Annotated in this window: 29 protein-coding genes and 1 tRNA gene; 11 read left to right on the forward strand and 19 right to left on the reverse strand. The window is 69.9% G+C overall.

What is annotated here, in order from left to right:
• Window positions 1-46: 46 nt before the first annotated feature.
• The 9 genes from paaE to LXT12_RS06320 all read right to left on the reverse strand — a co-directional run bounded on the left by paaE (window position 47) and on the right by LXT12_RS06320 (window position 7,581).
• Window positions 47-1,108 (reverse strand): 1,2-phenylacetyl-CoA epoxidase subunit PaaE, encoded by a 1,062-nt coding sequence (gene paaE, locus LXT12_RS06280; RefSeq protein ID WP_233390517.1) that lies wholly within the window; start codon window positions 1,106-1,108, stop codon window positions 47-49.
• 129 nt (window positions 1,109-1,237) lie between these two features.
• Window positions 1,238-1,708 carry a 1,2-phenylacetyl-CoA epoxidase subunit PaaD gene (gene paaD / locus LXT12_RS06285; protein WP_233390520.1) on the reverse strand — a complete coding sequence of 157 codons (471 nt, stop codon included), beginning with the start codon at window positions 1,706-1,708 and terminating at the stop codon, window positions 1,238-1,240.
• Window positions 1,702-2,454 (reverse strand): 1,2-phenylacetyl-CoA epoxidase subunit PaaC, encoded by a 753-nt coding sequence (gene paaC / locus LXT12_RS06290; RefSeq protein WP_233390522.1) that lies wholly within the window; start codon window positions 2,452-2,454, stop codon window positions 1,702-1,704. Before paaC ends, paaD begins: the two co-directional genes overlap by 7 nt.
• Before the next feature lie 144 nt (window positions 2,455-2,598).
• Window positions 2,599-2,892 (reverse strand): 1,2-phenylacetyl-CoA epoxidase subunit PaaB, encoded by a 294-nt coding sequence (paaB, locus tag LXT12_RS06295; protein ID WP_233390525.1) that lies wholly within the window; start codon window positions 2,890-2,892, stop codon window positions 2,599-2,601.
• A gap of 9 nt (window positions 2,893-2,901) precedes the next feature.
• A complete protein-coding gene (paaA, locus tag LXT12_RS06300) occupies window positions 2,902-3,906 on the reverse strand; it encodes a 1,2-phenylacetyl-CoA epoxidase subunit PaaA (RefSeq protein ID WP_233390527.1) in 1,005 nt (334 codons plus the stop codon).
• 106 nt (window positions 3,907-4,012) lie between these two features.
• On the reverse strand, window positions 4,013-5,326 hold the full coding sequence (paaK, locus tag LXT12_RS06305) for a phenylacetate--CoA ligase PaaK (RefSeq protein ID WP_233390529.1): 1,314 nt from the start codon (window positions 5,324-5,326) through the stop codon (window positions 4,013-4,015).
• Window positions 5,323-5,763 (reverse strand): hydroxyphenylacetyl-CoA thioesterase PaaI, encoded by a 441-nt coding sequence (paaI, locus tag LXT12_RS06310; protein WP_233390531.1) that lies wholly within the window; start codon window positions 5,761-5,763, stop codon window positions 5,323-5,325. Before paaI ends, paaK begins: the two co-directional genes overlap by 4 nt.
• On the reverse strand, window positions 5,763-6,566 hold the full coding sequence (locus LXT12_RS06315; RefSeq protein ID WP_233390533.1) for an enoyl-CoA hydratase-related protein: 804 nt from the start codon (window positions 6,564-6,566) through the stop codon (window positions 5,763-5,765). The genes paaI and LXT12_RS06315 overlap by 1 nt, the downstream gene beginning before the upstream one ends.
• A gap of 52 nt (window positions 6,567-6,618) precedes the next feature.
• Window positions 6,619-7,581: a carbohydrate kinase family protein gene (locus tag LXT12_RS06320; protein WP_233390535.1), complete on the reverse strand. Its 963-nt coding sequence runs from the start codon at window positions 7,579-7,581 to the stop codon at window positions 6,619-6,621.
• 72 nt (window positions 7,582-7,653) lie between these two features.
• Here LXT12_RS06320 and moaA point away from each other — a divergent pair, with 72 nt between their 5' ends.
• From moaA to LXT12_RS06335, 3 genes are read left to right on the forward strand one after another with little or no spacing between them, the layout of a single operon-like run.
• Complete coding sequence (gene moaA, locus LXT12_RS06325) at window positions 7,654-8,766, forward strand: GTP 3',8-cyclase MoaA (RefSeq protein ID WP_233390536.1); 1,113 nt, start codon at window positions 7,654-7,656, stop codon at window positions 8,764-8,766.
• On the forward strand, window positions 8,763-9,323 hold the full coding sequence (mobA, locus tag LXT12_RS06330) for a molybdenum cofactor guanylyltransferase MobA (protein ID WP_233390538.1): 561 nt from the start codon (window positions 8,763-8,765) through the stop codon (window positions 9,321-9,323). Before moaA ends, mobA begins: the two co-directional genes overlap by 4 nt.
• On the forward strand, window positions 9,316-9,855 hold the full coding sequence (locus tag LXT12_RS06335; protein WP_233390540.1) for a GNAT family N-acetyltransferase: 540 nt from the start codon (window positions 9,316-9,318) through the stop codon (window positions 9,853-9,855). Before mobA ends, LXT12_RS06335 begins: the two co-directional genes overlap by 8 nt.
• On the opposite strand, the gene LXT12_RS06340 is transcribed toward LXT12_RS06335, so the two are convergent.
• Complete coding sequence (locus LXT12_RS06340) at window positions 9,852-10,451, reverse strand: YceI family protein (RefSeq protein ID WP_233390543.1); 600 nt, start codon at window positions 10,449-10,451, stop codon at window positions 9,852-9,854. The two genes, LXT12_RS06335 and LXT12_RS06340, sit on opposite strands and share 4 nt — an antisense overlap.
• Before the next feature lie 118 nt (window positions 10,452-10,569).
• Between LXT12_RS06340 and LXT12_RS06345 the strand changes: the two genes are divergently transcribed.
• From LXT12_RS06345 to LXT12_RS06355, 3 genes are all read left to right on the forward strand, one after another.
• Entirely contained in the window at window positions 10,570-11,109 is a 540-nt protein-coding gene (locus LXT12_RS06345; RefSeq protein ID WP_233390545.1) for an Mpo1 family 2-hydroxy fatty acid dioxygenase, read from the forward strand.
• Window positions 11,110-11,121: 12 nt separating this feature from the next.
• Entirely contained in the window at window positions 11,122-12,135 is a 1,014-nt protein-coding gene (locus LXT12_RS06350; RefSeq protein WP_233390546.1) for a 2-dehydropantoate 2-reductase, read from the forward strand.
• Window positions 12,136-12,258: 123 nt separating this feature from the next.
• Window positions 12,259-13,017: a TerC family protein gene (locus LXT12_RS06355; RefSeq protein WP_233390548.1), complete on the forward strand. Its 759-nt coding sequence runs from the start codon at window positions 12,259-12,261 to the stop codon at window positions 13,015-13,017.
• Window positions 13,018-13,030: 13 nt separating this feature from the next.
• Here LXT12_RS06355 and LXT12_RS06360 read toward each other — a convergent pair whose 3' ends face one another.
• The 9 genes from LXT12_RS06360 to cysS all read right to left on the reverse strand — a co-directional run bounded on the left by LXT12_RS06360 (window position 13,031) and on the right by cysS (window position 22,591).
• Window positions 13,031-13,717 carry a DUF6445 family protein gene (locus LXT12_RS06360; protein WP_233390551.1) on the reverse strand — a complete coding sequence of 229 codons (687 nt, stop codon included), beginning with the start codon at window positions 13,715-13,717 and terminating at the stop codon, window positions 13,031-13,033.
• 43 nt (window positions 13,718-13,760) lie between these two features.
• Window positions 13,761-15,884 (reverse strand): sensor domain-containing diguanylate cyclase, encoded by a 2,124-nt coding sequence (locus LXT12_RS06365; protein ID WP_233390552.1) that lies wholly within the window; start codon window positions 15,882-15,884, stop codon window positions 13,761-13,763.
• A gap of 214 nt (window positions 15,885-16,098) precedes the next feature.
• Complete coding sequence (locus LXT12_RS06370; protein ID WP_233390554.1) at window positions 16,099-16,626, reverse strand: NADPH-dependent FMN reductase family protein; 528 nt, start codon at window positions 16,624-16,626, stop codon at window positions 16,099-16,101.
• Between the two features lie 156 nt (window positions 16,627-16,782).
• Window positions 16,783-16,875: transfer RNA gene (locus LXT12_RS06375), tRNA-Ser, on the reverse strand.
• Between the two features lie 47 nt (window positions 16,876-16,922).
• Window positions 16,923-18,200 (reverse strand): aspartate kinase, encoded by a 1,278-nt coding sequence (locus LXT12_RS06380; RefSeq protein WP_233390556.1) that lies wholly within the window; start codon window positions 18,198-18,200, stop codon window positions 16,923-16,925.
• 60 nt (window positions 18,201-18,260) lie between these two features.
• The gene (tilS, locus tag LXT12_RS06385; RefSeq protein WP_233390558.1) at window positions 18,261-19,568 is read right to left on the reverse strand and encodes a tRNA lysidine(34) synthetase TilS; all 1,308 of its coding nucleotides are present in this window, start codon (window positions 19,566-19,568) and stop codon (window positions 18,261-18,263) included.
• Window positions 19,537-20,508 (reverse strand): acetyl-CoA carboxylase carboxyltransferase subunit alpha, encoded by a 972-nt coding sequence (locus tag LXT12_RS06390; RefSeq protein WP_233390560.1) that lies wholly within the window; start codon window positions 20,506-20,508, stop codon window positions 19,537-19,539. Before LXT12_RS06390 ends, tilS begins: the two co-directional genes overlap by 32 nt.
• Window positions 20,509-20,564: 56 nt before the next feature.
• Window positions 20,565-21,221 carry a DNA-3-methyladenine glycosylase family protein gene (locus LXT12_RS06395; protein WP_233390562.1) on the reverse strand — a complete coding sequence of 219 codons (657 nt, stop codon included), beginning with the start codon at window positions 21,219-21,221 and terminating at the stop codon, window positions 20,565-20,567.
• Window positions 21,221-22,591, reverse strand: coding sequence for a cysteine--tRNA ligase (gene cysS / locus LXT12_RS06400; RefSeq protein ID WP_233390565.1), 1,371 nt, complete (start codon window positions 22,589-22,591; stop codon window positions 21,221-21,223). Before cysS ends, LXT12_RS06395 begins: the two co-directional genes overlap by 1 nt.
• A gap of 137 nt (window positions 22,592-22,728) precedes the next feature.
• Here cysS and LXT12_RS06405 point away from each other — a divergent pair, with 137 nt between their 5' ends.
• The 5 genes from LXT12_RS06405 to LXT12_RS06425 are packed head-to-tail and all read left to right on the forward strand — an operon-like array spanning window position 22,729 to window position 25,835.
• The gene (locus tag LXT12_RS06405) at window positions 22,729-23,247 is read left to right on the forward strand and encodes a tetratricopeptide repeat protein (RefSeq protein WP_233390567.1); all 519 of its coding nucleotides are present in this window, start codon (window positions 22,729-22,731) and stop codon (window positions 23,245-23,247) included.
• Window positions 23,248-23,258: 11 nt separating this feature from the next.
• On the forward strand, window positions 23,259-23,822 hold the full coding sequence (locus LXT12_RS06410; RefSeq protein ID WP_233390569.1) for a peptidylprolyl isomerase: 564 nt from the start codon (window positions 23,259-23,261) through the stop codon (window positions 23,820-23,822).
• Complete coding sequence (locus LXT12_RS06415) at window positions 23,819-24,316, forward strand: peptidylprolyl isomerase (protein WP_233390572.1); 498 nt, start codon at window positions 23,819-23,821, stop codon at window positions 24,314-24,316. Before LXT12_RS06410 ends, LXT12_RS06415 begins: the two co-directional genes overlap by 4 nt.
• Window positions 24,313-25,059 (forward strand): UDP-2,3-diacylglucosamine diphosphatase, encoded by a 747-nt coding sequence (locus tag LXT12_RS06420; protein ID WP_233390573.1) that lies wholly within the window; start codon window positions 24,313-24,315, stop codon window positions 25,057-25,059. The genes LXT12_RS06415 and LXT12_RS06420 overlap by 4 nt, the downstream gene beginning before the upstream one ends.
• The gene (locus tag LXT12_RS06425; protein WP_233390576.1) at window positions 25,056-25,835 is read left to right on the forward strand and encodes a M90 family metallopeptidase; all 780 of its coding nucleotides are present in this window, start codon (window positions 25,056-25,058) and stop codon (window positions 25,833-25,835) included. Before LXT12_RS06420 ends, LXT12_RS06425 begins: the two co-directional genes overlap by 4 nt.
• Window positions 25,836-25,839: the final 4 nt, after the last annotated feature.

Below are 25,839 nucleotides of genomic sequence, written 5' to 3' on the forward strand. Positions count from 1 at the left end.
CGTCTCTGTGCCTCTGTGGCCGTGTTGAAGGGCCCCGGATGATGCATCAACGTTCGTCGAAGCTGATCACGACACGCTCGGTCAGCGGATGCGCCTGGCAGCTCAGGATGAAGCCGGCCGCCACCTCGTCCTTGTCGAGCGCGAAGTTCTTGTCCATGCGCACCCGGCCCTCCACCAGCTTGCAGCGGCAGGTGGAACAGACGCCGCTCTTGCAGGAGAACGGCACGTCCAGGCCCTCGCGCGCGGCGGCGTCGAGCAGGCTGGGGTCGCCGGCATGGAAGTCGATCTCGCGCGACAGGCCGTCGCGGATGACGGTGACGCGGGCCTCGGGCGCATCGCCGGGCTTGACCTCGTGCGGCGCCGGACGGCCGGCCAGGGTCTCCGGCGTGCCGAAGCGCTCGATGTGGATGCGCTCGGCCGGCACGCCAGCGCCCCGCAGCGCCGCCTCGGCCTGGTCGTTCATCTCGAAGGGCCCGCAGACGAAGGCCTCGTCAACGCTGGCTGCTGGCACCGGCCCGGCCAGGAAGGCGCTGAGCTTGCCCGCGTCCAGCCGCCCGCCGTAGAGCGGCGCGTCGACCGCCTCGCGGCTGAAGATCAGGTGCAGCGACAGCCGCGTCATGAAGCGGTTCTTCAGGTCTTCGAGTTCTTCCTTGAACATCGTCGACGCCGTGCGGCGGTTGGCGTAGATGAGCGTCGCGCGGGCCGTGGGTTCGCGTTCGAGCAGCGCCGTCAGCAAGGCCAGAATGGGCGTGATGCCTGAGCCGCCGGCGACGAAGAGCACATGGCGCCCGTCCCGGCGCGCGGCCGGCAGCACGAAGCGGCCCTGGGGCGGATAGGACTCGAGCACGTCGCCCACGCGCAGTTGCTCATGCACCCAGCTCGAGAATGCGCCGCCGTCGACGCGGCGGATGCCGACCTTGAGCGAACGGTCCGAGCAGATGGAGTAGCTGCGCCGCAGCTCCTCGCCCCCGACGCTGGCGCGCAGGGTCAGGTATTGGCCGGGCTCGAAGCCGAAGCCTTCGGGCGGCGCCTCGAAGCCGACGACCACCGCGTCGTCGGTGTCGCGCTCGACGGAAGTCACGCGCAGGGGTCGGAAGTGAAGTGCCATGGTTTTCAGGGGCTTAAATGCTCGCGGCGAAGCGCGCGAGCCCATCCAGCGACTGCCGCGGAGCCGGCTTTGCTGGGCCGCTGGCAGTGCCCCCTTGAAGGGGGCGCGCGAAGCGCGTAGGGGGTGGGCTCATATCGATTTGAAGTATTCGAACGGCTCGCCGCATTCGATGCAGCGCCACGTCGACTTGCACGGCGTGGAGCCGAAGCGCGAGAGCTGCTCCGTGCGCCCGCCCGCGCAGCGCGGGCAGCGCAGCTGGGGCACGAAGCGGATGGCCTGCTCGGCGCTGCACTGCGGCGGCACGATGCCGTAGCGCTGCAGCTTCTCGCGGCCTTCGGCGCTGATCCAGTCGGTTGTCCAGGCCGGGCTGCGCTGCAGGGTCACGGTCACCGGGCCGAACTCCGCCAGCGCGGCACGCACGTCGTCGGCGATCAGCTCGGTGGCGGGGCAGCCGCTGTACGTCGGCGTCAGCACCACCTCCAGCCCGGCGCCGGTCTCGCGCAGGTCCCGCACGATGCCCAGCTCCACCAGCGTCACGGCCGGGATCTCGGGGTCCGGCAGCGAGGCCAGCCGTGCCCGGGCGGCTTCCAGGTTCACCACACGCCTCCGGGGTAGGCGCGCTGCAGGTATTGCATCGTCGCCAGCAGGTGGCCCATGTGCTCGCTGTGGACGCCGAGATGGCCTTGCGTCCGCAGGGCGCTGTCGCGCGGCAGGCTCAGGGTGGCCTCCTGCATCAAGGTGCCCCAGCGGGCGCGCCATTCGGCCTCGACGTCCTTCCAGGCCGGGCCGACGCCGTCGACACCCGGCGCGGCGAACAGCTCGTTGACATAGGGCCAGAGCACGGCCAGCGCCGCCTGCATGCGTGCCTGCGACTCGGCCGTGCCGTCGCCCAGCCGAACGACCCAGTCGCTGGCATGCTGGCGGTGGTAGCGAACCTCCTTGAGCGCCTTGGCGGCGATGGCGGCCAGCTCGGGGTCCGTGCTGTCGAGGAGCTTCTCGTAGAGCAGCTCCAGCCAGATGGCGACCGCGGCGTTGCGCAGCGTCGTCAGCGCGAAGTCGCGGCCGCCGCTGCCGTCGCTGGGGCTGGCCGCCGAGTTGGGCAGTTCGACGAGGACGACGTTGCGGTAGTCGCGCTCCTCGCGCAGGAAGGCGAGCTGGTCTTCGTCGCGGCCCGCCCCTTCCAGCGCGCCGGCATGCGTGAGCAGCGCACGCGCCTGGCCGATCAGGTCCAGCGCCATGTTGGTCAGGGCGAGGTCTTCCTCGATGACCGGCGCATGGCCGCACCACTCGCCCAGGCGCTGGGCGTGGATGAGGCAGGTGTCCGCGAGTTGCAGGACATACGTCATTCGGGGATCAAACATCATGGGTCTCGCAGTTCGACTCGCAGCCAGTGGGTTCTACCCAGCGAACGCCACGAAACCGGCTTTGCCGGGCCATCGGCGTTGCCCCCTTGAGGAGGCTCGCAAAGCGAGTAGGGGGTGGGCCTGTCCTCACATGTGGCTCAGCTGTTCCGGCAGTTCGTAGAACGTCGGATGGCGATAGACCTTGTCGTCGGCCGGCTCGAAGAGGCTGCCCTTCTCGACCGGGTCGCTGGCGACGATCTGCTCGGAGCGCACGACCCAGATGCTCGTGCCCTCCTGGCGGCGGGTGTAGACGTCGCGTGCCATCTGAATGGCCATGGCCGCGTCGGCCGCATGCAGGCTGCCGCAGTGCTTGTGGTCCAGGCCCGCCTTGCTGCGGACGAAGACTTCCCACAGCGGCCATTCGTTCTTCGTGTTGCTCATGTGCTCTCCTCAGGCCGCTTGGGCCTTGGTGGCTTGCTTGCGCGAATGGGCCATTGCCGCCTCGCGCACCCAGGCGCCGTCGTTCCAGGCTTTCTGACGTGCCGCCAGGCGCTCGCGGTTGCAGGGGCCTTCGCCTCCCACCACGCGCCAGAACTCGCTCCAGTCGATGGGGCCGAAGTCGTAGCTCTCGCGCTCGGCATTCCACTTCAGCTCGGGGTCGGGCACGGTCACGCCCAGGATCTCGGCCTGCGGGATGGTGGCGTCGACGAACTTCTGGCGCAGGGTGTCGTTGGAGACACGCTTGATGCCCCAGCGCATGCTCTGCTCGGAGTTGGGCGAATCCTTGTCCGCCGGGCCGAACATCATCAGCGCCGGCCACCACCAGCGGTTCACGGCGTCCTGCACCATGGCCTTCTGCTCGGGCGTGCCCTTCTGCATCATCACCAGCAGGCTCTCGTAGCCCTGGCGCTGGTGGAAGCTCTCCTCGCGGCAGACGCGGATCATGGCCCGCGCGTAGGGCGCGAAGGAGCAGCGGCACAGCGGCACCTGGTTCATGATGGCCGCGCCGTCCACCAGCCAGCCGATGACGCCGATGTCGGCCCAGGTCAGCGTGGGGTAGTTGAAGATGGAGCTGTACTTGGCCTTGCCCGACAGCAGCGCCTCGGTCATCTCGTCGCGGCTGGTGCCCAGGGTCTCGGCGGCGGCGTAGAGGTAGAGGCCGTGGCCGCCCTCGTCCTGCACCTTGGCGAGAAGAATCGCCTTGCGCTTGAGCGTCGGCGCGCGCGTGATCCAGTTGCCCTCGGGCAGCATGCCGACGATCTCGCTGTGCGCATGCTGGCTGATCTGGCGCACCAGCGTCTTGCGGTAGTGCTCGGGCATCCAGTCCTTGGCCTCGATGAAGTCGCCCGCGTCGATGCGGGCCTCGAAGGCCTCTTCGCGGGCCAGCTCCTCGGCGCTCTTGACGACCTTGGGCTTGGCTTCCCGGGCCATCAGATCCATGGCTTGGGTGTACATCAGCGGCTCCTTTGCTCAGGAAAAAGAACACGGCCACAGAGGCACAGAGACACAGAGAGATCCGAGCGCCTCTGTGTCTCTGTGCCTCTGTGGCTGTGTTGGGTATTCATGATCTCTTGCGTTGATCGACCACGCGGCGGGCCTTGCCGACCAGCGTGCGTTCGATGGATTCGGGCTGCTCGACGCTCACCTTGGCGCTCACGCCGATCAGGTTCTTGATGCGCTCGGCCAGCCGCCGGCCGATGCCGTCGTCGGTCGCGCCCAGCGCCAGCTCGCAGCGGATGACGAGCTCGTCCAGGTGCCCGTCGCGCGTCACGACGAGCTGGTACTGGCCGCCCAGGCCCGGCTCCTGCAGCACCAGTTCCTCCACCTGCGTGGGGAAGAGGTTGACGCCGCGGATGATGAGCATGTCGTCGCTGCGGCCGACGATCTTGCCCATGCGCCGCATGCTGCGCGCCGTGGGCGGCAGCAGCCGCGTGAGGTCGCGCGTGCGGTAGCGGATGACGGGCATCGCTTCCTTGGTGAGCGAGGTGAAGACGAGTTCGCCCTCGCTGCCGTCGGGCAGCACCTCGCCCGTCTCGGGGTCGATGATCTCGGGGTAGAAATGGTCTTCCCAGATGACCGGGCCGTCCTTGCTCTCGATGCACTCGTTGGCCACGCCCGGACCCATCACTTCGGACAGGCCGTAGATGTCCACCGCGTCGATGCCCGCGCCCTGCTCGATGTCGCGGCGCATGGCCTCGGTCCAGGGCTCGGCGCCGAAGATGCCGATCTTGAGCGACGACTCGCGCGCATCCAGGCCCTGGCGGCGGAACTCCTCGATCAGCACCTGCATGTAGCTCGGCGTGACCATGATGATGTCGGGCTTGAAGTCGGTGATGAGCTGCACCTGCTTCTCGGTCTGGCCGCCGCTCATCGGGATGACGGTGCAGCCCAGGCGCTCGGCGCCGTAGTGGGCACCCAGGCCGCCGGTGAAGAGACCATAGCCGTAGGCCACGTGCACCAGATCGCCGGCACGGCCACCCGCGGCGCGGATGGAGCGGGCGACGAGGTTGGCCCAGCGGTCGATGTCGGCCAGGGTGTAGCCGACGACCGTCGGCTTGCCCGTCGTGCCCGAGGAGGCATGGATGCGCGCCAGCTTCTCGCGCGGCACGGCGAAGAGGCCGAACGGGTAGTTCGCGCGCAAGTCCTGCTTGGTCGTGAACGGGAACTTCGCCAGGTCGGACAGCTGCTTCAAGTCGGACGGGTGCACGCCGGCCCGGTCGAAGCTGGCCTTGTAGTGCGGCACGTGCTCGTAGGCGTGCCGCAGGCTCCAGCGCAGCCGCTCGAGCTGCAGGGCCTGGAGTTCGTCGCGGCTGGCGGTCTCGATGGGCTCCAGCTCGCCGGGCTTGGGCACGCGGATCGGGGCCTTGATGCTCATGCTGGCATTCCTTCGTCGAAGACCTTGCGCTCGCCCAGGCGGTAGGAGCGACCGCGGAACAGGGCGATCAACTCGCCTTCCTGGTTGCGGACCGTGATGTCGTACAGGCCCGTGCGCCCCGCCAGCGAGGCTTCGGCGGCCGTCGCGGTCAGCACGTCGCCGAGCTTGGCGCTCTTGAGGATGTCGATGGCGAAGCCCGACGCCACCGTCATCGCATTGCGGCTGTTGCAGGCAAAGGCGAAGGCGGAGTCCGCCAGCGTGGCGATCAGCCCGCCATGGCAGATGCCGAAGCCGTTGAGCATGTCGGGCCGGACCGTCATCGTCGCCACGGCCCGGCCGGGCGAGACCTCGGTGATCTGCAGGCCCAGCATGCGGCTGGCGGCATCGTCCGCGAACATCACGTCGCGGACCTTCTCGGCCGTGGCTTGCGTATCCATCAGCGGTCCTTGAACTCGGGCGAACGCTTGTCCAGGAAGGCGGCCGTGCCCTCCAGGTAGTCGTAGGCGAAGCCAAGCTGGCTTTGCAACTGTGCCTCGCGCTTGAGGGCGGGCTCATAGTCCAGCTTCATGGCGTCGTCGAGCGCGGCGCGGGTTTCATAAAGCGCGCGGGTCGGCATGGCGGCGAGCCTCTGGGCGATGGCCAGGACCGTGCCGGCCAGCTCGGCGTCGGGCACCACGCGGGCGATCAGGCCGATGCGCTCGGCCTCCGCGGCCTTGAGCTTGTCGCCCAGCAGGGCCAGCTCCAGCGCCTTGGCGCGGCCCACCAGACGCGGCAGCAGCCAAGTGCCGCCGCAGTCGGGAATGAGGCCGATGCGGGAGAAGGCCTGGATGAAGCTGGCACTCTCGCCCGCGACCACCAGGTCGCAGCCCAGTGCCAGGTTGGCGCCCGCCCCTGCGGCCACGCCGTTGACGGCCGCCACCACTGGGATCGGCATGCTGCGCAGGCGCAGGGCCAGCGGGATGTAGTAGTGCTCCAGCATGTGCCCAATGTCCTTGGGCGCGGCGCCGGGGTCGCGGCTGGGCGCGACGTGGGGGTCGGCGAGATCCTGGCCGGCGCTGAAGGCCCGGCCCGCGCCAGTGATGACGACGGCGCGCGTCTCCCGGTCCTCGGCCGCCGCCTCAAGGGCCTGACGGAGCTGGCTGAGCAGGGGCGCCGTGAAGGCGTTCAGCGCTTCGGGGCGATTCAGGCGCAGCAAGCGCACGGCGCCTTGCGGCTCGATCTGGATCAGGTGTTCGGACATGGAATTTCTCTACCGACCGGTCGGTTAATCCTAGAGCCCCCCTTGATCTGGATCAAGACCGAAGCGGGAAAACCCTAGCGTCGACGATTTCCACGGCCTCGGCCAAGGCCGCCACATGACCCGCGCGAGGGGGCGCGAAGCCGGCCTCGGTGCAGGCCGCTGCACCGGCCGCCAGGGCCCAGCGCAAATGCTGCTCGGCGCTGGCACCGGCGTCGCGCATCAGGCTGTCGAGCAGCCCCGCCATGGCGGCATCGCCCGCACCGACGGTGTCCACCACGTCGACCTCCGGCGGCCGGGCGCTGCACTCCTCGACGCCGTGGTAGAGCGTCGCGCCGGCATCGCCGCGCGTCAGCAGCAGCCAGGCCCCGGGATTCCAGGCGGCGATCTGGGCCAGGCCCGAGCGGTGGTCGGGCAGGCGGAACAGGCCGCGCAGGTCTTCGTCCGACACCTTGATGACGTCGGCCAGGCGGCACATCTGCTCCAGCGTGTCGTCGTAGCTCGAATCCATCGGCGGGCTGCGGAAGTTCGGGTCGTAGCTGATCAGCCGCCCTTCGGACTTCAGCGCCTCGGCCAGCGACAGCAGGCGCCCGGCCAGGGGCTCGCGCGCCAGGCCCAGGCTGCCGAAGTGGGCCCATCGCAGCGCGCGCGTCCAGCCCATGGGCAGGCCCTCGGGCCGGAAGTGCAGGTCGGCGCTGTCCTGGCCGATGAAGAAGACCTGCGGCGGGTCGACCTCGTGCACCACGGCCAGCAGCGGCGGCCGGGCCAGCTGCTGGATGAAGCGCATGTCGAGGTTGGCGTCCTGGCTGCTGCGCCAGATCTCGGCACCGAAGGGATCGTTGCTGATGGCGCCGGCGAAGGCGCTGAGCTGCCCGAGGCTGGACATCGCCACGGCGACGTTCCAGGGCGAGCCGCCGCAGGCGCTGCGCCAGCGGTCCGGGCCGATGCGGATGAGGTCGGTCAACGCCTCGCCGAAGGCGACGAAGCGAGGCAGGTCGGGATGGAGGATCGGGCTCATCCAGACCGATTCAAGCGCGCGCCGCCTGGCCCCGCAACCCCTCGGACTTCGCGGCGCTGACACAATCGCCACATGTCCGCCCGCATCGTCCCCCTGCACGACGCCCGCCCGCTGCGCATGCCGGTGCAACCCGCGGCCGGCGATGCCGGCGCCCCGCCGGTCGACAGGCTGGGGCGCCCTTTGCGCGACCTGCGCATCTCGGTGACGGACCGCTGCAACTTCCGCTGCGGCTACTGCATGCCCAAGCAGGTGTTCGACAAGCACCACGAGTTCCTGCCGCATGCCGACCTGCTGAGCTTCGAGGAGATCACCCGCCTGGCCCGCGTCTTCGTGGGCCTCGGCGTGGAGAAGCTGCGCATCACCGGCGGCGAGCCGCTGCTGCGCCGCCACCTTGAAACGCTGATCGGCATGCTGGCCGGCCTGCGCACGCCGCAGGGCCGCGAACTCGACCTCACGCTGACCACCAACGGCTCACTGCTGACCCGCAAGGCCGGTGCGCTCAGGGCGGCCGGGCTGAAGCGCCTGACGGTCAGTCTCGATGGGCTGGACGATGCCGTCTTCCAGCGCATGAACGACGTCGGCTTCCCCGTGGCCGACGTGCTCGCGGGTATCCAGGCCGCCCAGGCCGCCGGCCTCGGGCCGATCAAGGTCAACATGGTCGTCCAGCGCGGCGTCAACGACGGCCAGATCCTGCCGATGGCGCGGCACTTCCGGCACAGCGGCATCGTGCTGCGCTTCATCGAATACATGGACGTGGGTGCCACCAACGGCTGGTGCATGGACCAGGTGCTGCCGTCGAGCGAGGTGCAGCGCCGCATCGCCGCGGAGTTCCCCCTCGTGCCGCTGTCGGCCAGCGCCCCGGGCGAGACGGCCGAACGCTGGGCCTATGCCGACGGCGGCGGCGAAGTGGGCTTCATCTCGTCCGTCACGCAGGCCTTCTGCGGCGACTGCAACCGCGCGAGGCTCTCGACCGAAGGCCGGCTCTACACCTGCCTCTTCGCCACCCGCGGCCACGACCTGCGCGGCCTGCTGCGCGGGTCCGCGCCGGTGGACGACGCACAACTGGCCGCGGCGGTCGCGAGCGTCTGGACGGGCCGCGCCGACCGCTATTCGCAGCTGCGCGGCCAGGGCGCCGCGACGCCCGAGGGCGAGCGCCGCGTCGAGATGCACTACATCGGCGGATGAGCGCCGTCCATGCCCTCGTCCTCGCCGGTGGCCGGGGAACGCGCATGGGCGGCTTGGACAAGGGCCTGCAGTTGCTGGACGGCCAGCCCCTGGTCGCTCACGTCATCGCACGCCTCGCGCCGCAGGCCCAGGCGCTGCTCATCAGCGCCAACCGCCACCTGGACGCCTACGCGGCATTCGGCCACCCGGTGCTGACCGATCCACCCGGCCTCGAGTTCGCCGGCCCGCTGGCCGGCATGCTGGCCGGCCTGAACGCCATCCCCGACGATGCCTGGCTGCTGACGGCCCCCTGCGACAGCCCTCGCCTGCCACTGGACCTTGCGGCCCGGCTGCTGGCAGCAGCAGCCGATCACGGGCAGGCCTTCGCGCAGGCTGCGCGCGAGCATCCCACCCACGCTCTGCTGCACGCCCGGCTGCGCGAGCCGTTGGCCGAACATCTGAGCGGCGGCGGCCGTGCCGTGCTGGGCTGGATGCGCAGCCGGCCCCACGGCATCGCCCACTTCGACGGCGAAGCCGCCTTCGCCAACTTCAACCACCTCGCCGACCTGCATGGATAGCCTGCTCATCCGACCCATGGTGGAACCCGACCTGCTCGCCTACAAGGCACTGCGCGACGGCATGCTCGCGGCCCACCCCGAGGCCTTCACCTCGGACGCGGAGACCGAGATCCAGCGCGACCTGGCGAGCTATCGGAGCCGCCTGACCGGCGGCGCCAACGGCACCACGCTGTTCACCCTGGTGGCCCTGGATGGCGGACGCCTCGTCGGCGCCCTCACCTGCGAGCGCGAGCCGCGGCGCAAAGTGCAGCACACCGCCCACCTCGTGGGCATGATGGTGGCGGCCAGCCACCGCGGCCGTGGCCTCGGCCGTGCGCTGCTGGCCGAGGCGCTCGACCGCCTGCAGGCCACCCCGGGGCTGGCGCAGGTCACGCTCAGCGTCACCGCCGGCAACCGCGCCGCCATCGGCCTCTACGAGAGCCAGGGCTTCGAGCGCTATGGCCGCCTGCCCGACGCGATCCGCCTGCCCGACGGCCGGCGGCTCGACAAGGACCTCATGGTCCGCCGGCTCGGGCCGGCGCCGCGAGCCTAAGGCGCCGTCAGCTCGAACTGCACCACCAGCGCGTCCTGCACGGCCAGCAGGCCGCCGAGCACCGTGAAGGGCTGCAGGCCGAAGTCGCTCTGCCGCACGACGACCTCGCCGCGGGCTCGGCGGCCCTCGACCTCGGCGACGAACCACTGGCGGCGCGTGACGCCGTGCAGGCTGATCTCGGCCTCCACCGCCTGCCGGCCGCCCTCGCCAAGGCGCTGCAGCGTGCGCACGACGACCTCGGGATGCCTGGCCACGTCCAGGGCCTTGAGCAGGTTGGCGCGCGTGCCGGCGCGGGCCTCGTCGCCGACAGCGCTGGCGAAGGCGGCGCCGAGGCCGGCGCGAAGGGCCGGCGGGTCGATGTCCAGCGCGTCCAGGCGAAAGCGCAGCACCGGGCCGGCCTCGGGCCATTCCACCCGGAGATCGGCTGCGCGCAGCACGTGGTTATGGCCCAGCCGCGCCGCCGTGCCACCGCGAAAGACGAGGATGCGCAAGGCTTGGCCATCGTCAGGAGCGGCGGGCGACGGCGGGAGAGGGCCGGCACAGCCCGCCAGGGCCGCCGCGGCGGCCAGCAGCAGCCGGCGTCTCGCAGGTGACATCGTGAGGTTCCTAGGCATCAAACTGCACGTTCATTCGGGGGTTTGCGGGCCGACGCCTCGCGCCGCGGCGCCCGGCTGGTCTAGCATAGCCACCACTCTCCCACGCACGGAGCCCGCCATGGCCAGCCTGTTCCGCCCTGCCCTCGACCTGATGGCGCAGTACGCCGCCTACCACCGCGACCGCCGCAACATCGCGACGCATTTCATCGGCATCCCCCTCATCGTCTTCGCCATCAGCGTGCTGCTGTCGCGCGCCGAGTTCACGCTCGGCGACACGCCCATGAATGCCGCCATCGTCGTCTGGGCCGTGACCGCGCTGTGGTATCTCACCCGCGGCAACCTCATGCTAGGCGCAGCCACCGCCATCGTGAACGGCGTCCTGACGGCGATGGCCATGACGGCGGCCCAAGGCTCGATGACGAGCTGGCTGCTCATCGGCGTGGGCGCCTTCGTCGTGGGCTGGATCTTCCAGTTCGTCGGCCACTACTACGAGGGCCGCAAGCCCGCCTTCGTCGATGACCTCGTCGGCCTGCTCGTCGGCCCCATGTTCGTCGTCGGCGAGGCGATGTTCACGCTGGGCTGGGGACGCCGCCTGCTCGAGGAGATCGAAAGGCGCGTCGGGCCGACGCACCTGCGCGACCTGGCCCATCCGGTCTGAAGCCCTGAAGCGATGACCGGCGTCTTGGTCATGGGCGCCGGCTCCGTCGGCTGCTTCGCCGGCGGCCTGACGCAACTGGCCGGTGTGCCAGTGCACTTCGTCGGGCGCCCGCGCGTGCTGGCGGCGCTGCGCAAGCACGGCCTGCGCCTGACCGACCAGGACGGCCTGGACCGCCACATCCCCGCGCTGCAGCTGCGCCTGCATGAAGAGCCACCCGCCGGACTCAAGCCAGACCTGGTGCTGCTGTGCGTGAAGTCCGGCGCGACGGCGGCAGCGGCGACGGCGCTCGGCCTGACGCTGCCTCCTGGCACGCCGGTCGTCAGCCTGCAGAACGGCATCGGCAATGCCGACCTCGCCCGCGCCACCGCCCCGGCGCTGCGCTGGCACGCAGGCATGGTGCCCTTCAACATCGCCGAACTCGCGCCCGGCCACTACCACCGCGGCACGGGCGGCGCGCTGGCCGCCGAGGGCGAGGCCCAGGATGCCGCGCTGTCCGCCTGGCAGACGGCGCTGTCGCGCGTGGGCATGCGGCTGGACCTGCATGCCGACCTCGCCCCCGTCCAGTGGGGCAAGCTGCTGCTCAACCTGAACAACCCGGTGAACGCCCTCAGCGGCCGGCCGCTACGCGACGAACTGCTGCAGCGCGGCTACCGGCGCGCCCTGGCCGCCCTCCAGGAAGAGGCACTGGATCTGCTGGAGGGCGCCGGCCGCCCGGTCGCCCAGCTCACGCCGCTGCCACCCCGGCGGCTGTTGACGGTGCTGCGCCTGCCCACGCCGCTGTTCCGCCTCGTGGCGGCTCGCATGCTGCGCATCGATGCCAAGGCGCGCTCCAGCATGGCCGACGACCTCGCCCAGGGCCGCACGACCGAGATCGACGCCCTGTGCGGCGAGATCGTCCGCCTGGCCCAAGGCCTGCGGCGCAGAGCACCGCTGAACGCGCGCATGCAGGGCCTGGTGGAGGCCTGGCCCCGGCGCCGCCGGCCCTATTCGCCCGCCGAGCTGCTCCAGGCCCTGGGCCTGTCCTGAATCGAGCCGCACGAGCGGCGGCGACACCCCCTGAAAAACCGAAGCGACGCTCAGCCTGGGCCTGGGCAAGGCCGGCCCCGCGCTGGAGACAATTTCCGGCTCAATCCACGGACCGGCCCCGCCATGCTCGAACTGCTGACCAACCCGCAGACCTGGATCGCCCTCGCCACGCTGACCGCGCTGGAGCTGGTGCTGGGCATCGACAACATCATCTTCATCAGCATCCTGGTGGACAAGCTGCCCAAGGCGCAGCAGGAGCTGGCCCGGCGCGTGGGCCTCTTCATGGCGATGTTCATGCGCATCGGCCTGCTGCTGATGCTGGCGTGGATCGTCGGCATGGTGGAGCCGCTGTTCACGGTGTTCGACAAGGGCATCTCCGGCCGGGATCTCATCCTGATCGGAGGCGGCCTCTTCCTGATCTGGAAAAGCACCGTCGAGATCCACGGTTCGCTCGAAGGCGAAGACGAGACCAAGCCCAGCCCCGGCAAGGCAGCCCGGGCGGCCTTCGGCGCCGCCATCGTGCAGATCATGCTGGTCGACCTGGTGTTCTCGCTCGACTCCATCATCACGGCCGTGGGCATGGTGGACGACGTGCGCGTGATGATCGCCGCGGTGGTCTGCTCGGTGGCGCTGATGATGCTGTTCGCCCGGCCGATCGGTCGCTTCGTGTCCGACCACCCGACCATCAAGATGCTGGCCCTGTCCTTCCTGGTCGTCGTCGGCGTGGTGCTGGTGGCCGAGGGCTTCGGCCACCACGTGCCCAAGGGCTACATCTACTTCGCCATGGCCTTCTCCCTCGTCGTGGAGATGATGAACATCCGCCTGCGCCGCGCGGCCGACACCAAGGTGACGCTGCGCCGCCAGATCCCCGGCGACGAGTGAGGCGCGGCCGGCCCTAACGGGCCAGCCAGAAGAACACCGCCGTCATGCGCCGCTCGGCGGGCGCTTCGCCGAAGTAGCCGGAGGCGCTGTGGATCCGGTCGGCGCGGTAGAGCAGCAGGCGGTTGAAGCGCGCGTCGACTGCCGCCTCCTCGACGAAGAGGTCGGGCGGCACAAAGCGCGTGCCCAGGGCCTCCACGAGGTTGGCGAAGCGCGAGGGCACACAGTTGCCGCCGAGCCGGCCGTCGGGGTGGCGCACCCGGAAGAAGGACGTGCCGGCGTGGGGCGGCGTGTCGGGCGACAGGTAGAGCACGGCGGCGTAGCTGCACAGGGCGCGTGAATCAGTGTGCGGCTTCACCGCGCCTTCGTCGACACCGACGAGCTGCACGCAGTTGTGGTTGATGCGGTCCCCGGCGCCGACCTGTGGCGCGTACACCTTGCGGCAGCCGGTCTGCGCCAGCATCCAGCGCTCCAGCGGCGCCAGTTCCTCAGGCGTCAGGCCGGGCTGGATGCGCATGCCGGGCCAGCTTTCGGGGCGGTGGGGCGCCCCCAGCACCCAGTCCTGCCGCGCGAGCGCACGCTGCCTCACCGCCATGGGGTCGGGCAGCGCGTCGTCGAGCACCCAATAGTCGCGGCCCGGCTGGAGCGGGCGATGGACGAGGCGGTTCAGCTGGGGCTGAGGGGCGGCTGGCGGCGGCTTCATGGGGCAGCGAGTCTAGACCGCCCCGACGCGATGCCGGCCGCGGCTAGGCCCTGACAGGCCCGTCGACCGCATCATCGGTGGCGGCCTCGACGCCGAGGGAGTGTCTGCCCGTCAGCGCCTGCGGCAGGGTTTCGCCCTCGCCCGCCTCGAAACGGTGGAAGACGGTCTGGTCGCGGCCGGCGCGCTTGGCTTCGTACAGGGCCGCGTCCGCCGCGGCGTACATGGCCTCGGGCGTCAGCGCCGAGGTCGGCGCGGCCCACCAGGCCAGGCCGAAGCTCGCCGTCACATGGCCGAAGGGGCTCCGGGCATGAGGCAGTGCCAACCCGCGCAGCGTGGCGCCGAGTTCGGCGACGAAATGCTGGGCCGACTCGGCCGACGCGGCCGAGAAGATGACGCCGAACTCCTCGCCGCCGACGCGGAAGAGTGCGTCGGTGGACCGCTTGAGGTTGTCCTTGAGGGCCTGCGCCACGGTCTTGAGGATGGCGTCGCCGGACTGATGCCCGTAATGGTCGTTGTAGGGCTTGAAGTAGTCGACGTCGAGCATGCACAGGCCCACGGCGTGACCACGGTGGGCGCCGGCCAGCGCCGCCAGGCAGACGTCGTTGAAGTGCCGGCGGTTGAAGGCGCCGGTGAGGGGGTCGAGGATGGCGAGGTCGCGCAGTTGCCGGTTGGCAGCCTCGAGCGCCCGGGCGTCTTCCTGCAGGCACTCCTCCTCGGCCTTGCGGCAGGAGACGTCCATGTGGGTGCCCGCCAGGCGCAGCGGCCGGCCGCGGGCGTCGCGCTTGACGATGCTGCCCACGCTCTGCACCCAGACCCAGCGGCCGTCGGCATGGCGCATGCGGAACTCCACCGCATAGCGCTCCTCCTGGCCCGCCAGATGGCGCTTCATGGCGTCGTTGGCCGCGATGAGGTCGCCGGCATGGCACAGCCGCTCCCAGGTCGTCCCGGTGATGGGCTCGAGTTCGGAGCGGCTGCGGCCCAGCATCTCGGCCCAGCGCTCGTTGACCTCGAGGCGACCGCTCTCGACATGCCAGTCCCAGGTGCCGGCGGCCGTGCCGTCGAGCACATTGCTGAGGTACTGGCGGTCCTCGGCCAGCACGGCCTCGGTGCGTTCGAGCCGGCGGCGGATGACGAGGCTGCGGGCCACCGCGACCCCCATCAACAGCGAAGCCAGGCTCCCGAGGGCCAGGGCGAGCAAGGGCAATTGGTCCCGCGCACCGCCGACGAAGGCAGGCCTGGGGCGCAGCACCAGCTGCCATGGCCGGCCGCCGACATCGACGCTGAGCACGGCGTCGCCCTCCTCGCCAGGCGCGGGTTCGGCGCCCGCGGCACCGAAGATGAGGCGGTGCTGCTCGTCCTGGTCGTAGACGAAGAGATCGAGGTCGTTGGCATCGGCGCGGCGCATGGCCTCGCGCATGAGGGCAGGCATCTCGATGACGCCGGCCAGGAAGCCCAGCAGTTCGCGACGCCGCGCCTCGACGGTGTCGGGCCGGGCGGCGCGGTAGACGGGGGCGGAGACGGCGAAGCCGAGCACGACCGGGCCGGGCTGGCCGCGGCGGATGAGGCTGAAGGTCTCTGAAGCCACCGGCGAGCCGGAGTCGCGAGCCAGCAGCTTGGAGCGCATGCGGCGCGGGTCGAAAGCCATGTCCACGCCCAGGGCCGCCCCCGCCTCGGGCCAGGAGTACAGCACCGGCAGATGCAGGTCGCGCGGGCGCGCCGCAATGAAGTCGTCACCGGCGGCCCCGCCCTCGGCCGCGGCCGGCTCGACGATGCGATAGCCCCGCTGCTCGGCGGCGGCGCGGCGCTCGAAGGCGGAGAGGTCCGCGTCGCTCACGACGGGCTGCCACTCCAGCAGGGTCAGGGCCGAGCCGCCGCTCAACAGGCCTCGGCCATAACGCCTGAACTGATCGAGCGAGGGCTGGCCCTGGACGGACAGCAACTGGCCGCTCACCTCAAGGGCCTCGATGGCCCGCACCAGCTGCAGGTCGAAGGCGGCGACGACGCTCTGGCCGATCGCATTCAGCACCTCGCGCTGTTGGGCCGCGGCCTTCTGCGTCAGCGAGCGAAAGGCGCCGATGCTGGCGAGCAGCCCCGCCAACACCACCACGGCGACGAGGGCGGCATCCAGGGCGAGGGGTAGCAGGCGGGACTGCGAGCCCTGCTTCACCGCTGGCCTCCGAGCGGCGTCAGCGCACTTTCGGCATTAGGGTCAAAGCGAAACCGCTCGCCGGCGAGCCGCTTCCCCGCGGGCGCGCTGCACCGGCGTCGCCAAGGATTGCTACCCGTCGCCACCATGGCGCCCATCATAAATTGATAAAAACGGTAGATGATTTGACAGGCCCTGCACGGGCGTCAATCCGTCACGGCAATGCGCGCGGACTTCAGCCCGCGGCCTCCGGCGACAGCAGGAAGGGACGCAATTGCCCGGTCGCGTCGACGCTGGCCTGCACGGCCACGGCGAAGGCCAGCAGGCGCGGCGCGTAGCTGCCATCGTCGACCTCGCGCATGGTGAAGGTCGTGCTCATCAGCGGCGCCAGGTCCAGCAGCGTGCCGATTTCCGCCGGAGCGTTCTGTCCGCCCTTGCCGCCCATCACGGAGATGACGGCCACGCGGCGCAGCCGGCCGCGAAAGCTGGCGACGAAGCTGCGCATGGGGCTGGCCATCTGCTGCAGCCAGATCGGTGCGACCAGCACCACCAGGTCGAAGTCGGCGGGATCGGGCCCGTCGTAGACGATGGCCGGGCGCAGCCTGAAGAACGATTCGATCGCGCAGCGCCATGTCACGAAGCGACGCCGCGGCCGCCTCTCCACCACCTGGGCAGACGCCCAGTCCCGCGACCTGCATAACAGCTCGGTCAAGCGTGCCCCCGTACCGGTGAAGGAGTAGGTCACGACGAGGATCTTGCTCATGCGCCGAAGGTTAGGACTTCGGTCCGGCAAGGTCTTGATGCAGCTCAATCCCGAGGACACGGAAAGCCGGCAGCAAGGCGGGCGCGGCGCGTCGCGGGTTGCGACGGGGCATGAAAAACGGGCCTCTCGGGCCCGTGTTTCTGTTTCGGTAGTGCTTGGCGGAGTCGGAGGGATTCGAACCCTCGATGCAGGTTTTGCCCACATACTCCCTTAGCAGGGGAGCACCTTCGGCCACTCGGTCACGACTCCAGCACAGCCGCGCATTCTATACCAAGGCGCGCGGCCTCAGATCGAAATCACGCCGCGGGCGCCACTTCCTGGTCGAGGTCGAAGGCCTTGTGCAGGGCGCGGACGGCCAGCTCCATGTACTTCTCGTCGATGACGACGCTGGTCTTGATCTCGCTGGTGGAGATCATCTGGATGTTGATGCCCTCTTCGCTCAGCGCCCGGAACATCTTGCTGGCCACGCCCACATGCGAGCGCATGCCGATGCCAACGATGGAGACCTTGCAGATCTTGGGGTCGCCGACGACCCGGGCGGCGTTGGTGGCCGGGCCGACGGTGTTCTGCAGCAGGTCCATCGTGCGCGCATAGTCGTTGCGGTGCACGGTGAAGGAGAAGTCGGTCTTGCCGTCCTGCGAGACGTTCTGGATGATGACGTCGATGTCGATGTTGGCCTCGGCGACGGGGCCGAGGATCTGGAAGGCGATGCCGGGCTTGTCGGGCACGCCGAGCAGCGTCACCTTGGCCTCGTCGCGGTTGAAGGCAATGCCCGAAACGACGGCTTGTTCCATTTTTTCGTCCTCTTCAAAACTGATCAGGGTGCCGGACTTGGCCTCTTCGTTGATGTCGATGTCCCAGGGCGTGAAGCTGGACAGCACGCGCAGCGGCACGCGGTACTTGCCGGCGAACTCCACCGAGCGGATCTGCAGGATCTTGGAGCCGAGGGACGCCATCTCCAGCATCTCTTCGAAGCTGATGGTGTGCAGGCGGCGGGCTTCCGGGACGATGCGCGGGTCGGTGGTGTAGACGCCGTCCACGTCGGTGTAGATCAGGCACTCGTCGGCCTTCATCGCGGCGGCGATGGCCACGGCCGAGGTGTCGGAGCCGCCACGGCCGAGGGTGGTGATGTTGTTGTCGGCATCGATGCCCTGGAAGCCGGCGATGACGACGACCTTGCCCTCGGCGAGGTCGGCGCGCACGCGCTTGTCGTCGATGCTCTCGATGCGGGCCTTGGTGTAGGACGAGTCGGTGGCCACGGGCACCTGCCAGCCGGTGTAGCTGACCGAAGGCACGCCTTCGGCCTGCAGCGCGATGGCCAGCAGGCCGACCGACACCTGCTCGCCGGTGGCGGCGATCATGTCCAGCTCGCGCATGACCTCGGGCGTGGTGCTGGCCGGCGAGAGTTCCTTGGCCAGGCCCAGCAGCCGGTTGGTCTCGCCACTCATCGCCGAGGGCACGACCACCATCTGGTGGCCGGCGCGCACCCATTTGGCGACGCGCTTGGCGACGTTGCGGATGCGATCGGTGGACCCCATCGAGGTGCCGCCGTACTTGTGGACGATCAGGGCCATGTGTTTGAGCGAAGGCTGAAGAGGGAGCCGCCGGGACGGCATGCTCGCAAACCCGCGATTTTATGCGGGACCTCCGCCCTCGCCTTCGCTCTGCGGCAAGGCTGAGTCGTCAAGCCAGCGCACGGACAGCTGCGGCTCATCTTGCCGGGCGAAGGCGCGCGCATCCATGCCCAGCCCGGCCACGGCAAGGAGCCGGCCGTCCACGTCGAAAAGCAGCGGGCCGGCACGGCGCCAGGGCGGCAGGCCGGCCGCCTGGCAGGCCTTCTTCAGGCTTCGCGGCACCGAGCCGGGCGCCCACTGGAACTGTTCGCCACCGGCTCGGCCCTGCTGGGTCAGCTGGGCGAGCCGCTCGGCAGCGATGCCCGGCGCCCCCGGTTCGACGACCCAGGCGCCTTGCCAGTCCGGTTGGCGGTGCAGGCCCGGCACGCTGAGGTCGACGGGGCGCGCCGCCGGCGTGGCCACGACCTCGGCGGACCAATGCAGGCCGTCGCGATAGGCATGGCACATGCCGCCCGGGGCGGGCCAGGAAGCAGTCGCGCCCGCATGCCATTCGCTGAGCAGACGCTCGATCAGACTGGCAGGCGGCGTCGTATGCGTGGACAGCCAGGCGCGCAGCGCGTTGCTGGCCCGCGCGGGAGATAGCCGCGACAGGGCGGCGAGGTCCAGGCGTTCGGGGCTCGCCAGCACCGCGAGGTCGACCTGGGCGATTTCGGCAGCCAGCTCGTGGGCCTCGCGGGCCCAGCGGGCCGCTTGTGCGAGACCCGTCTCGCCACCCGGAAAGGCCGGCCAGAAGGTCTGGCGCAGGCGGTTGCGGGCGAAGCGGGGGTCGGCATTGCTCGGATCCTCGATCCAGCGCAGGCCCTGCTGCTCGGCATAGGCCTGGATAGCCTCGCGTGGCCTGTCCAGCCAGGGTCGGGCCCAGCAGACGCCATCTCGCCATTGCTGCCGGGGCATGCCGGCCAGGCCCGCCGGACCGGCACCGCGCAGCGCCTGCAGGAGGAAGGTCTCGGCCTGGTCGCGGCGGTGGTGGGCCAATAGCAGCAGGTCGGCGCCGGCGGCGACGGTCATGTCGTGCAGGGCGCGATGCCGGCCGGCGCGGGCCCAAGCCTCGACGCTGTCGCCGCGCTGCGGGGCTCCGCTCAGGCGCGTGCAGGCGAAGCCGGCGCCGAGCGAGGCCGCGACCTGCTCGCAATGCGCGGCCCAGTCGTCGGCTTGCGGTTGCAGGCCGTGGTGGACATGCAGGGCAACCACGCGTTGGCGACCGGCTGCCGCGCGGACCGCGGCGTGCAGCAGGGCCGTGGAATCGAGGCCGCCACTGAAGGCGACCGTGACGACATCACCGGTTCTTGGTGTCGCCGAAGCGGCCATAGGCCTGCAGGCGTTCGTAGCGGCGGTCCAGCAGCTCGCGGGTCTTGAGGTCGCTGACCTGGCGCAGCGCGTCGGAGAGCGCGCGCTTGAGGTTGGAGGCCATCTGCTTGGGGTCGCGATGCGCGCCGCCCACGGGCTCGCTGACGATCTTGTCGATGAGGCCGAGCGCCTTGAGGCGGTGCGCCGTGATGCCCAGCGCTTCGGCCGCATCGGAGGCGCGCTCGCTGCTCTTCCAGAGGATGGACGCGCAGCCTTCCGGCGAGATGACGGAGTAGGCCGAGAACTGCAGCATGAGCACCTGGTCGGCGACGCCGATGGCCAGGGCGCCGCCCGAGCCGCCTTCGCCGATGACGGTGGCGACGATGGGCACCTCGAGCTGCGCCATCTCGAGGATGTTGCGGCCGATGGCCTCGCTCTGGCCGCGCTCCTCCGCACCGATACCGGGGTAGGCGCCCATGGTGTCGATGAAGGTGAAGACGGGCAGGCCGAACTTCTCGGCCAGCTTCATCAGGCGCAGGGCCTTGCGGTAGCCCTCGGGGCGCGGCATGCCGAAGTTGCGCAGCGTGCGCTCCTTGGCGTCGGCGCCGCGCTGGTGGCCGATGACCATGCAGGCCTGGCCGTTGAACCGCGCCAGGCCGCCGACGATGGCGGCGTCGTCGGCGAAGTGCCGGTCGCCGTGGAGTTCCTGGAACTCGGTGAACACCTCGGCGCAGTAGTCCAGGGTCTGCGGGCGCTGCGGGTGGCGGGCGACCTGGTAGACCTGCCAAGGCGCGACGTTGGAGTAGACCTCCTTGGTCAGCTGCTGGCTTTTCTTGGACAGGCGGTCGATCTCTTCGGAGATGTCGACGGCCGACTCGCTTTGCACGTAGCGCAGCTCTTCGATCTTGGTCTCGAGCTCGGCGATGGGCTGCTCGAATTCCAGAAAATGCTTTTTGCTCATCAGTCGTCCTGACTCAAACAAACCAACCGCACCGCGCAGAGCCGGCAGGGGGTGGGCTAATAGTCCACCGGTAGGGGATCCAGGCTCCGCCAAATGTACCAAACCGCTACCGATCGGTAGGGGGCCCAGGCGTCGCCGACTTCGCGGGCCTCGGCGCGGGACACGGGCTCGCCGGAGAAGTAGTTCTGGCTGATGCCCTTGAGCAGGCCGACGTCGTCCAGCGGCATGACGTTGGGGCGCATCAGGTGGAAGATGAGGAACATCTCGGCCGTCCAGCGGCCGATGCCGCGGATGGCGACCAGTTCCTCGATGATGGCCTCGTCGTCCATCTGCGCCCATTGGCGCACGTGGACGCGGCCGGCGTCGAAATGCTCGGCCAGGTCGCGCAGGTACTCGACCTTGCGGGCCGACAGCCCGGCGGCACGCTGGGCCTCGACGCTCAGGCCCAGCACGCTGGCAGGCAGGAACTTCGGCATCAGGTCGACCCAGCGATGCCAGACCGACTGCGCCGCCTTGACCGAGATCTGCTGTCCGACGATGGATCGGGCCAGCGTGGCGAAGGCATCGCCGCGGCTTTGCAGCCGGGCTTCGCCGAACTGGGGGATGAGTTTCTTCATCACCCGATCGCGCCGGGCGAGGTGCTTGCACGCCTCGTCCCAGTAGGGCGGCACGACCACCTCGGGGGCGGCCTCGACGGGAGGCTTGGACGCCATCAGCTCTTGACCCAGGTCGTACCGCCCGCGCCGTCCTTCAGCGTGATGCCCTTGGCCGCCAGTTCGGCGCGGATGGCGTCGGCACCGGCGAAGTCCCGGGCCGCCTTGGCCGCCGCACGGGCCGCGATGCGCTCCTCGATCCAGGCGGCATCGTCGCCGGAACCGCCTTGCAGGAAGGCGCGCGGCGCCTGCTGCAGCACGCCGAGCACGCCGGCCAGCGCCTTGAGCAGGCCAGCCCGCTGCGGCGACCGGTCGCGGTTGACTTCGTTGGCCAGGTCGAACAGCACGGCGATGGCGCCGGGGGTGCCGAAGTCTTCGTCCATGGCAGCCTTGAAGGCGGCGGCGCTGGGCTCGTTCCAGTCGACGGCGACGTCGGCCGGCGGCACGGCGTCGAGGGCGGTGTACAGCCGCGTCAGCGCGGTGCGGGCGTCCTCGAGGTGGGCGTCGCTGAAGTTGAAGGGGCGGCGGTAATGGGTGCGCAGCATGAAGAAGCGCAGCGTCTCGCCGTCGAACTTGCGCAGCACGTCGCGGATGGTGAAGAAGTTGCCCAGGCTCTTGGACATCTTCTCGCCATCGACGTTCAGGAAGCCGTTGTGCAGCCAGTAGCGCGCGAACGGATAGCCCGCGCCCTGGCTCTGGGCGATCTCGTTCTCGTGGTGCGGAAACTGCAGGTCGGTGCCGCCGCCGTGGATGTCGAAGCTCTCGCCGAGCAGGGCGCAGCTCATCGCCGAGCACTCGATGTGCCAGCCCGGCCGGCCCTCGCCGAAGGGCGCGGCCCACTTGGCATCGGCCGGCTCCTCGGGCTTGGCGGCCTTCCAGAGCACGAAGTCCAGCGGGTCGAGCTTGCCGTCGTCCACGGCGACGCGCTCGCCGGCGCGCAGGTCGTCGAGGCTCTTGCCGCTGAGCTTGCCGTAGCCCTCGAACTTGCGCACCGCGTAGTTGACGTCGCCGCCCTCGGCCCGGTAAGCCAGGCCGCGCTCCTCCAGCCGGCCGATCAGCGATAGCATCTGGGGCACGTACTCGGTCGCGCGCGGCTCGTGGTCGGGGCGCAGCAGCCCGACGGCCGCGAAGTCCTCGTGCATCGCCGCCGTCATCTCGTCGGTGAGCTGTCGGATGCTGATGCCGCGCTCCACGGCGCGCTTGATGATCTTGTCGTCGATGTCCGTGATGTTGCGGACATAGGTCACCTGATAGCCGCTGGCGCGCAGCCAGCGGTAGATGACGTCAAACGCCATGTTCATGCGCAGATGCCCCATGTGGCACAGGTCGTAGACCGTGATGCCGCAGACGTACATGCGCACCTGGCCCGGAACGATGGGCTGGAAGTCTTCGAGGGTGCGGCTGAGGGAGTTGTGGACGCGCAGGGACATGTGAAACGGAAACAGGGGCAACGGCCACCAGGCGCCCCGCCAACAAGAAGCCCCGCGCAGGGGCCGGCCAGGCGGGGCTCATAGAATGAATTCAGTATAGCGGCCACCCCCGGCGCCGCCCCCCCGCCTCAACCCTCATGCGCCTTCCCCTTTCCATCCTTGCGCTGCTGGCCGCCCTCGCCGGGATGCCAGCCCGAGCCGACGACCTGGCCGGCGCCCAGCGCCTCTGGCTGGCCGGGCAGAAGGCCCAGGCGGTCGAGCAGGTCGAGCAGGCCCTCGCACGCACGCCCGACGACCTGCAACTGCGCTTCGCCCTCGGCGTCATGCGCATGGAGCTTGGCGAGCGCGCCAAGGCGCTGGCCATCTTCACCCGCCTCACGCAGGACTTCCCCGACCTGGCCGACCCGTACAACAACCTCGCCGTGCTGCATGCCGCCGCGGGCGAGCTCGACGAGGCCAAGGCCGCCCTGGAGCAGGCCCTGCGGCTGCAGCCCGAGCACGCCCAGGCCCAGGAAAACCTCGGCGACGTGCTGCTGCGCCTGGCGCTGCGGGCCTACGAACGGGCCCAGAAAGCCGCCGTCACGCCGACGGACGCCCTGGCCACCAAGATCAACCGTACCCTGGCGCTGACGCGCGAACTGCGCGCAGCGCCCTGACCCGCAAATCCATGACCCGTTCCCTCGCCCTCCTCCTCGCCGGCCTGCTCACGCTGGGCAGCGCCAACGCCCAGACTGTCAAGCTGCAGACGACCGAAGGCGACATCCGCATCGAGCTCGACGCCGAGAAGGCGCCCCGCACGGTGGCCAACTTCCTGCAGTACGTGAAGGCGGGGCACTACAACGGCGTGGTCTTCCACCGCGTCATCGATGGCTTCATGATCCAGACCGGCGGCTACGACGCCAAGCTGGCCCAGCGCCCAACCAAACCGCCCATTCCGCTGGAATCGCACAACGGGCTGTCCAACGTCCGCGGCAGCGTGGCCATGGCCCGCACCAACGACCCGAATTCCGCCACCTCGCAGTTCTTCATCAACGTGGCCGACAACGTCCGCCTCGACGGCGAGCCCGACGACAGGGCCAGCGGCTATGCCGTGTTCGGCCAGGTCGTCGATGGCATGGACGTGGTCGACAAGATCCGCGCCGTCGAGGTGGCGCCGCACGGCATCCACCAGCACCTGCCCGTGAAAGCCATCTTCATCACCAAGGCTCTCGTCGAGCCCGTCAAGAAATGAGCCAAGTCAAACTCACCACCAACCACGGCGACATCGTCATCGAGCTGGACGCCGAGAAGGCGCCGGAGTCCGCCGCCAACTTCCTCAGCTACGTCCGCAAGGGCCACTACGACGGCACGGTCTTCCACCGCGTCATCAAGGGCTTCATGATCCAGGGCGGCGGCTTCGAACAGGGCATGAAGCAAAAGCCCACCGACGCCCCCATCCCGAACGAGGCCAATAACGGCCTGAAGAACGCGCACTACACCGTGGCCATGGCCCGCACGAATGCGCCGCATTCGGCCACGGCCCAGTTCTTCATCAACACGACCGACAACGGCTTCCTGGACTTCAAGTCCGAGTCGCCGTCGGGCTGGGGCTATGCCGTGTTCGGCAAGGTCGTGGAAGGCCAGGACGTCGTCGACAAGATCGAGAAGGTCAAGACCAGCCGGTCGGGCTTCCACGACGACGTGCCCGTCGAGGCCGTCGTGATCGAGAAAGCCGTCGAAGTTTGATCCACACGCTGACGGCCCCGGCGCACTGGCGGCAGGTGGATCTGCTGTCCGACCTGCACCTGGGGCCTGACACGCCGGGCACCGCCGCGCGGCTCGAGGCCCACCTGGCCGGCACGCCGGCACAGGCCGTCCTGCTGCTGGGCGACATCTTCGAGGTGTGGGTGGGCGACGACGCCCGCCATGAGGCCTTCGAGCAGGGCGTCGTGAACCTGCTGCGAGCCGCCAGCCAGCGCCTGGCGCTCTACTTCATGCCCGGCAACCGCGACTTCCTCGTCGGCGCCGACATGCTTGCCGCCTGCGGCATGACGGCCCTGCCCGACCCCACTCTGCTCGTCGCCTTCGGCCAGCGCTGGCTGCTGGCCCACGGCGACGCCCAATGTCTGGACGATACGGCCTACCAAGCCTGGCGGGCGACCAGCCGCTCGCAGGCCTGGCAGGCCGATTTCCTCGCCAAGCCCCTGGCCGAGCGCCAGGCCTTCGGAAGGCAGGCGCGTGCGCAGAGCCGGGCATCCCAGGCCGCCCAGCTGCTGGCCACCGACCTCGATGCCGCCGCCTGCCGCGCCTTGCTGCGCGAGGCCGGTGCGGCGACGCTCATCCATGGCCACACGCATCGACCGGCGGAACACGACCTCGGCGAAGGCATGCGGCGCGTGGTGCTGTCGGACTGGGATTTCGATGCAACGCCGCCGCGCGGCGATGTGGTCCGCCTGTCCGCCACCGGCCTGCAGCGCCTCGCGCCGTGATCCTCAAGGCCCTGCGGGAATGGCGCGAGCAGCGTGCCGTCGAGCGCCACGCCATCCCGGAGCCGCTCTGGCAGCTGACGCTGCTGCGCTACCCCTTCCTGGCCCGGCGCAGCAGCGCTGACCTCACCGAGCTCCGGCGCCTTTGCAGCCTCTTCCTGGCGGCCAAGGAGTTCCACGGCGTGGACGGCTTCGAGGTCACCGACGAGGTGGCCCTGGCCGTGGCCGCCCAGGCCTGCTTGCCGGTGCTGCGCCTGGGCCTGTCGTGGTACGACGGCTTCGTCGGCATCGTCATGCACGAGGGCGAGGTGGTGGCCCAGCGGCGCATCGAGGACGAAGACGGCATCGTCCACGAGTACGACGAGGAGCTGGCCGGCGAGGCCATGGAGGGCGGGCCGCTGATGCTGGCCTGGAACGCCATCGCCGTCAGCAACGACCCGGCCGAGTTCGGCAAGGACGAGGTCTACAACGTCGTCATCCATGAGTTCGCCCACGTCATCGACATGCGCGACGGCGAAGCCGACGGCGTGCCGCCGCTGCCCGGCACGGAGGAACGCGAGCGCTGGATCGCCGTCATCGACGCCGAGTGGGAAAAGTTCTGCGAGCGGGTCGACGCCGGCGAGGACACCCTCGTCGACCCCTACGGCGCCGAGGCCGTGGAGGAGTTCTTCGCCGTGGCCGTCGAGGCCTTTTTCGTGGCCCCGGCCGCGATGCGGGCCGAGGAGCCGGCGATGTACGAGCTTCTGGCCGGCTTCTTCAGGCAGGACCCGGCGGCCTGAACGA

The sequence above is a fragment of the Pelomonas caseinilytica genome, from assembly GCF_021353235.1.
GTDB classification, from domain to species: domain Bacteria; phylum Pseudomonadota; class Gammaproteobacteria; order Burkholderiales; family Burkholderiaceae_C; genus Pelomonas; species Pelomonas caseinilytica.

Coding starts and splice junctions, on each gene's coding strand:
- paaE (WP_233390517.1), bottom strand. CDS start 1,108: ATGGCACTTCACTTCCGACCCCTGCGCGTGACTTCCGTCGAGCGCGAC.
- paaC (WP_233390522.1), bottom strand. CDS start 2,454: ATGACGTATGTCCTGCAACTCGCGGACACCTGCCTCATCCACGCCCAG.
- paaB (WP_233390525.1), bottom strand. CDS start 2,892: ATGAGCAACACGAAGAACGAATGGCCGCTGTGGGAAGTCTTCGTCCGC.
- paaA (WP_233390527.1), bottom strand. CDS start 3,906: ATGTACACCCAAGCCATGGATCTGATGGCCCGGGAAGCCAAGCCCAAG.
- paaK (WP_233390529.1), bottom strand. CDS start 5,326: ATGAGCATCAAGGCCCCGATCCGCGTGCCCAAGCCCGGCGAGCTGGAG.
- paaI (WP_233390531.1), bottom strand. CDS start 5,763: ATGGATACGCAAGCCACGGCCGAGAAGGTCCGCGACGTGATGTTCGCG.
- LXT12_RS06315 (WP_233390533.1), bottom strand. CDS start 6,566: ATGTCCGAACACCTGATCCAGATCGAGCCGCAAGGCGCCGTGCGCTTG.
- LXT12_RS06320 (WP_233390535.1), bottom strand. CDS start 7,581: ATGAGCCCGATCCTCCATCCCGACCTGCCTCGCTTCGTCGCCTTCGGC.
- moaA (WP_233390536.1), top strand. CDS start 7,654: ATGTCCGCCCGCATCGTCCCCCTGCACGACGCCCGCCCGCTGCGCATG.
- mobA (WP_233390538.1), top strand. CDS start 8,763: ATGAGCGCCGTCCATGCCCTCGTCCTCGCCGGTGGCCGGGGAACGCGC.
- LXT12_RS06335 (WP_233390540.1), top strand. CDS start 9,316: ATGGATAGCCTGCTCATCCGACCCATGGTGGAACCCGACCTGCTCGCC.
- LXT12_RS06340 (WP_233390543.1), bottom strand. CDS start 10,451: ATGTCACCTGCGAGACGCCGGCTGCTGCTGGCCGCCGCGGCGGCCCTG.
- LXT12_RS06345 (WP_233390545.1), top strand. CDS start 10,570: ATGGCCAGCCTGTTCCGCCCTGCCCTCGACCTGATGGCGCAGTACGCC.
- LXT12_RS06350 (WP_233390546.1), top strand. CDS start 11,122: ATGACCGGCGTCTTGGTCATGGGCGCCGGCTCCGTCGGCTGCTTCGCC.
- LXT12_RS06355 (WP_233390548.1), top strand. CDS start 12,259: ATGCTCGAACTGCTGACCAACCCGCAGACCTGGATCGCCCTCGCCACG.
- LXT12_RS06360 (WP_233390551.1), bottom strand. CDS start 13,717: ATGAAGCCGCCGCCAGCCGCCCCTCAGCCCCAGCTGAACCGCCTCGTC.
- LXT12_RS06370 (WP_233390554.1), bottom strand. CDS start 16,626: ATGAGCAAGATCCTCGTCGTGACCTACTCCTTCACCGGTACGGGGGCA.
- LXT12_RS06380 (WP_233390556.1), bottom strand. CDS start 18,200: ATGGCCCTGATCGTCCACAAGTACGGCGGCACCTCGATGGGGTCCACC.
- tilS (WP_233390558.1), bottom strand. CDS start 19,568: ATGGCCGCTTCGGCGACACCAAGAACCGGTGATGTCGTCACGGTCGCC.
- LXT12_RS06390 (WP_233390560.1), bottom strand. CDS start 20,508: ATGAGCAAAAAGCATTTTCTGGAATTCGAGCAGCCCATCGCCGAGCTC.
- LXT12_RS06395 (WP_233390562.1), bottom strand. CDS start 21,221: ATGGCGTCCAAGCCTCCCGTCGAGGCCGCCCCCGAGGTGGTCGTGCCG.
- cysS (WP_233390565.1), bottom strand. CDS start 22,591: ATGTCCCTGCGCGTCCACAACTCCCTCAGCCGCACCCTCGAAGACTTC.
- LXT12_RS06405 (WP_233390567.1), top strand. CDS start 22,729: ATGCGCCTTCCCCTTTCCATCCTTGCGCTGCTGGCCGCCCTCGCCGGG.
- LXT12_RS06410 (WP_233390569.1), top strand. CDS start 23,259: ATGACCCGTTCCCTCGCCCTCCTCCTCGCCGGCCTGCTCACGCTGGGC.
- LXT12_RS06415 (WP_233390572.1), top strand. CDS start 23,819: ATGAGCCAAGTCAAACTCACCACCAACCACGGCGACATCGTCATCGAG.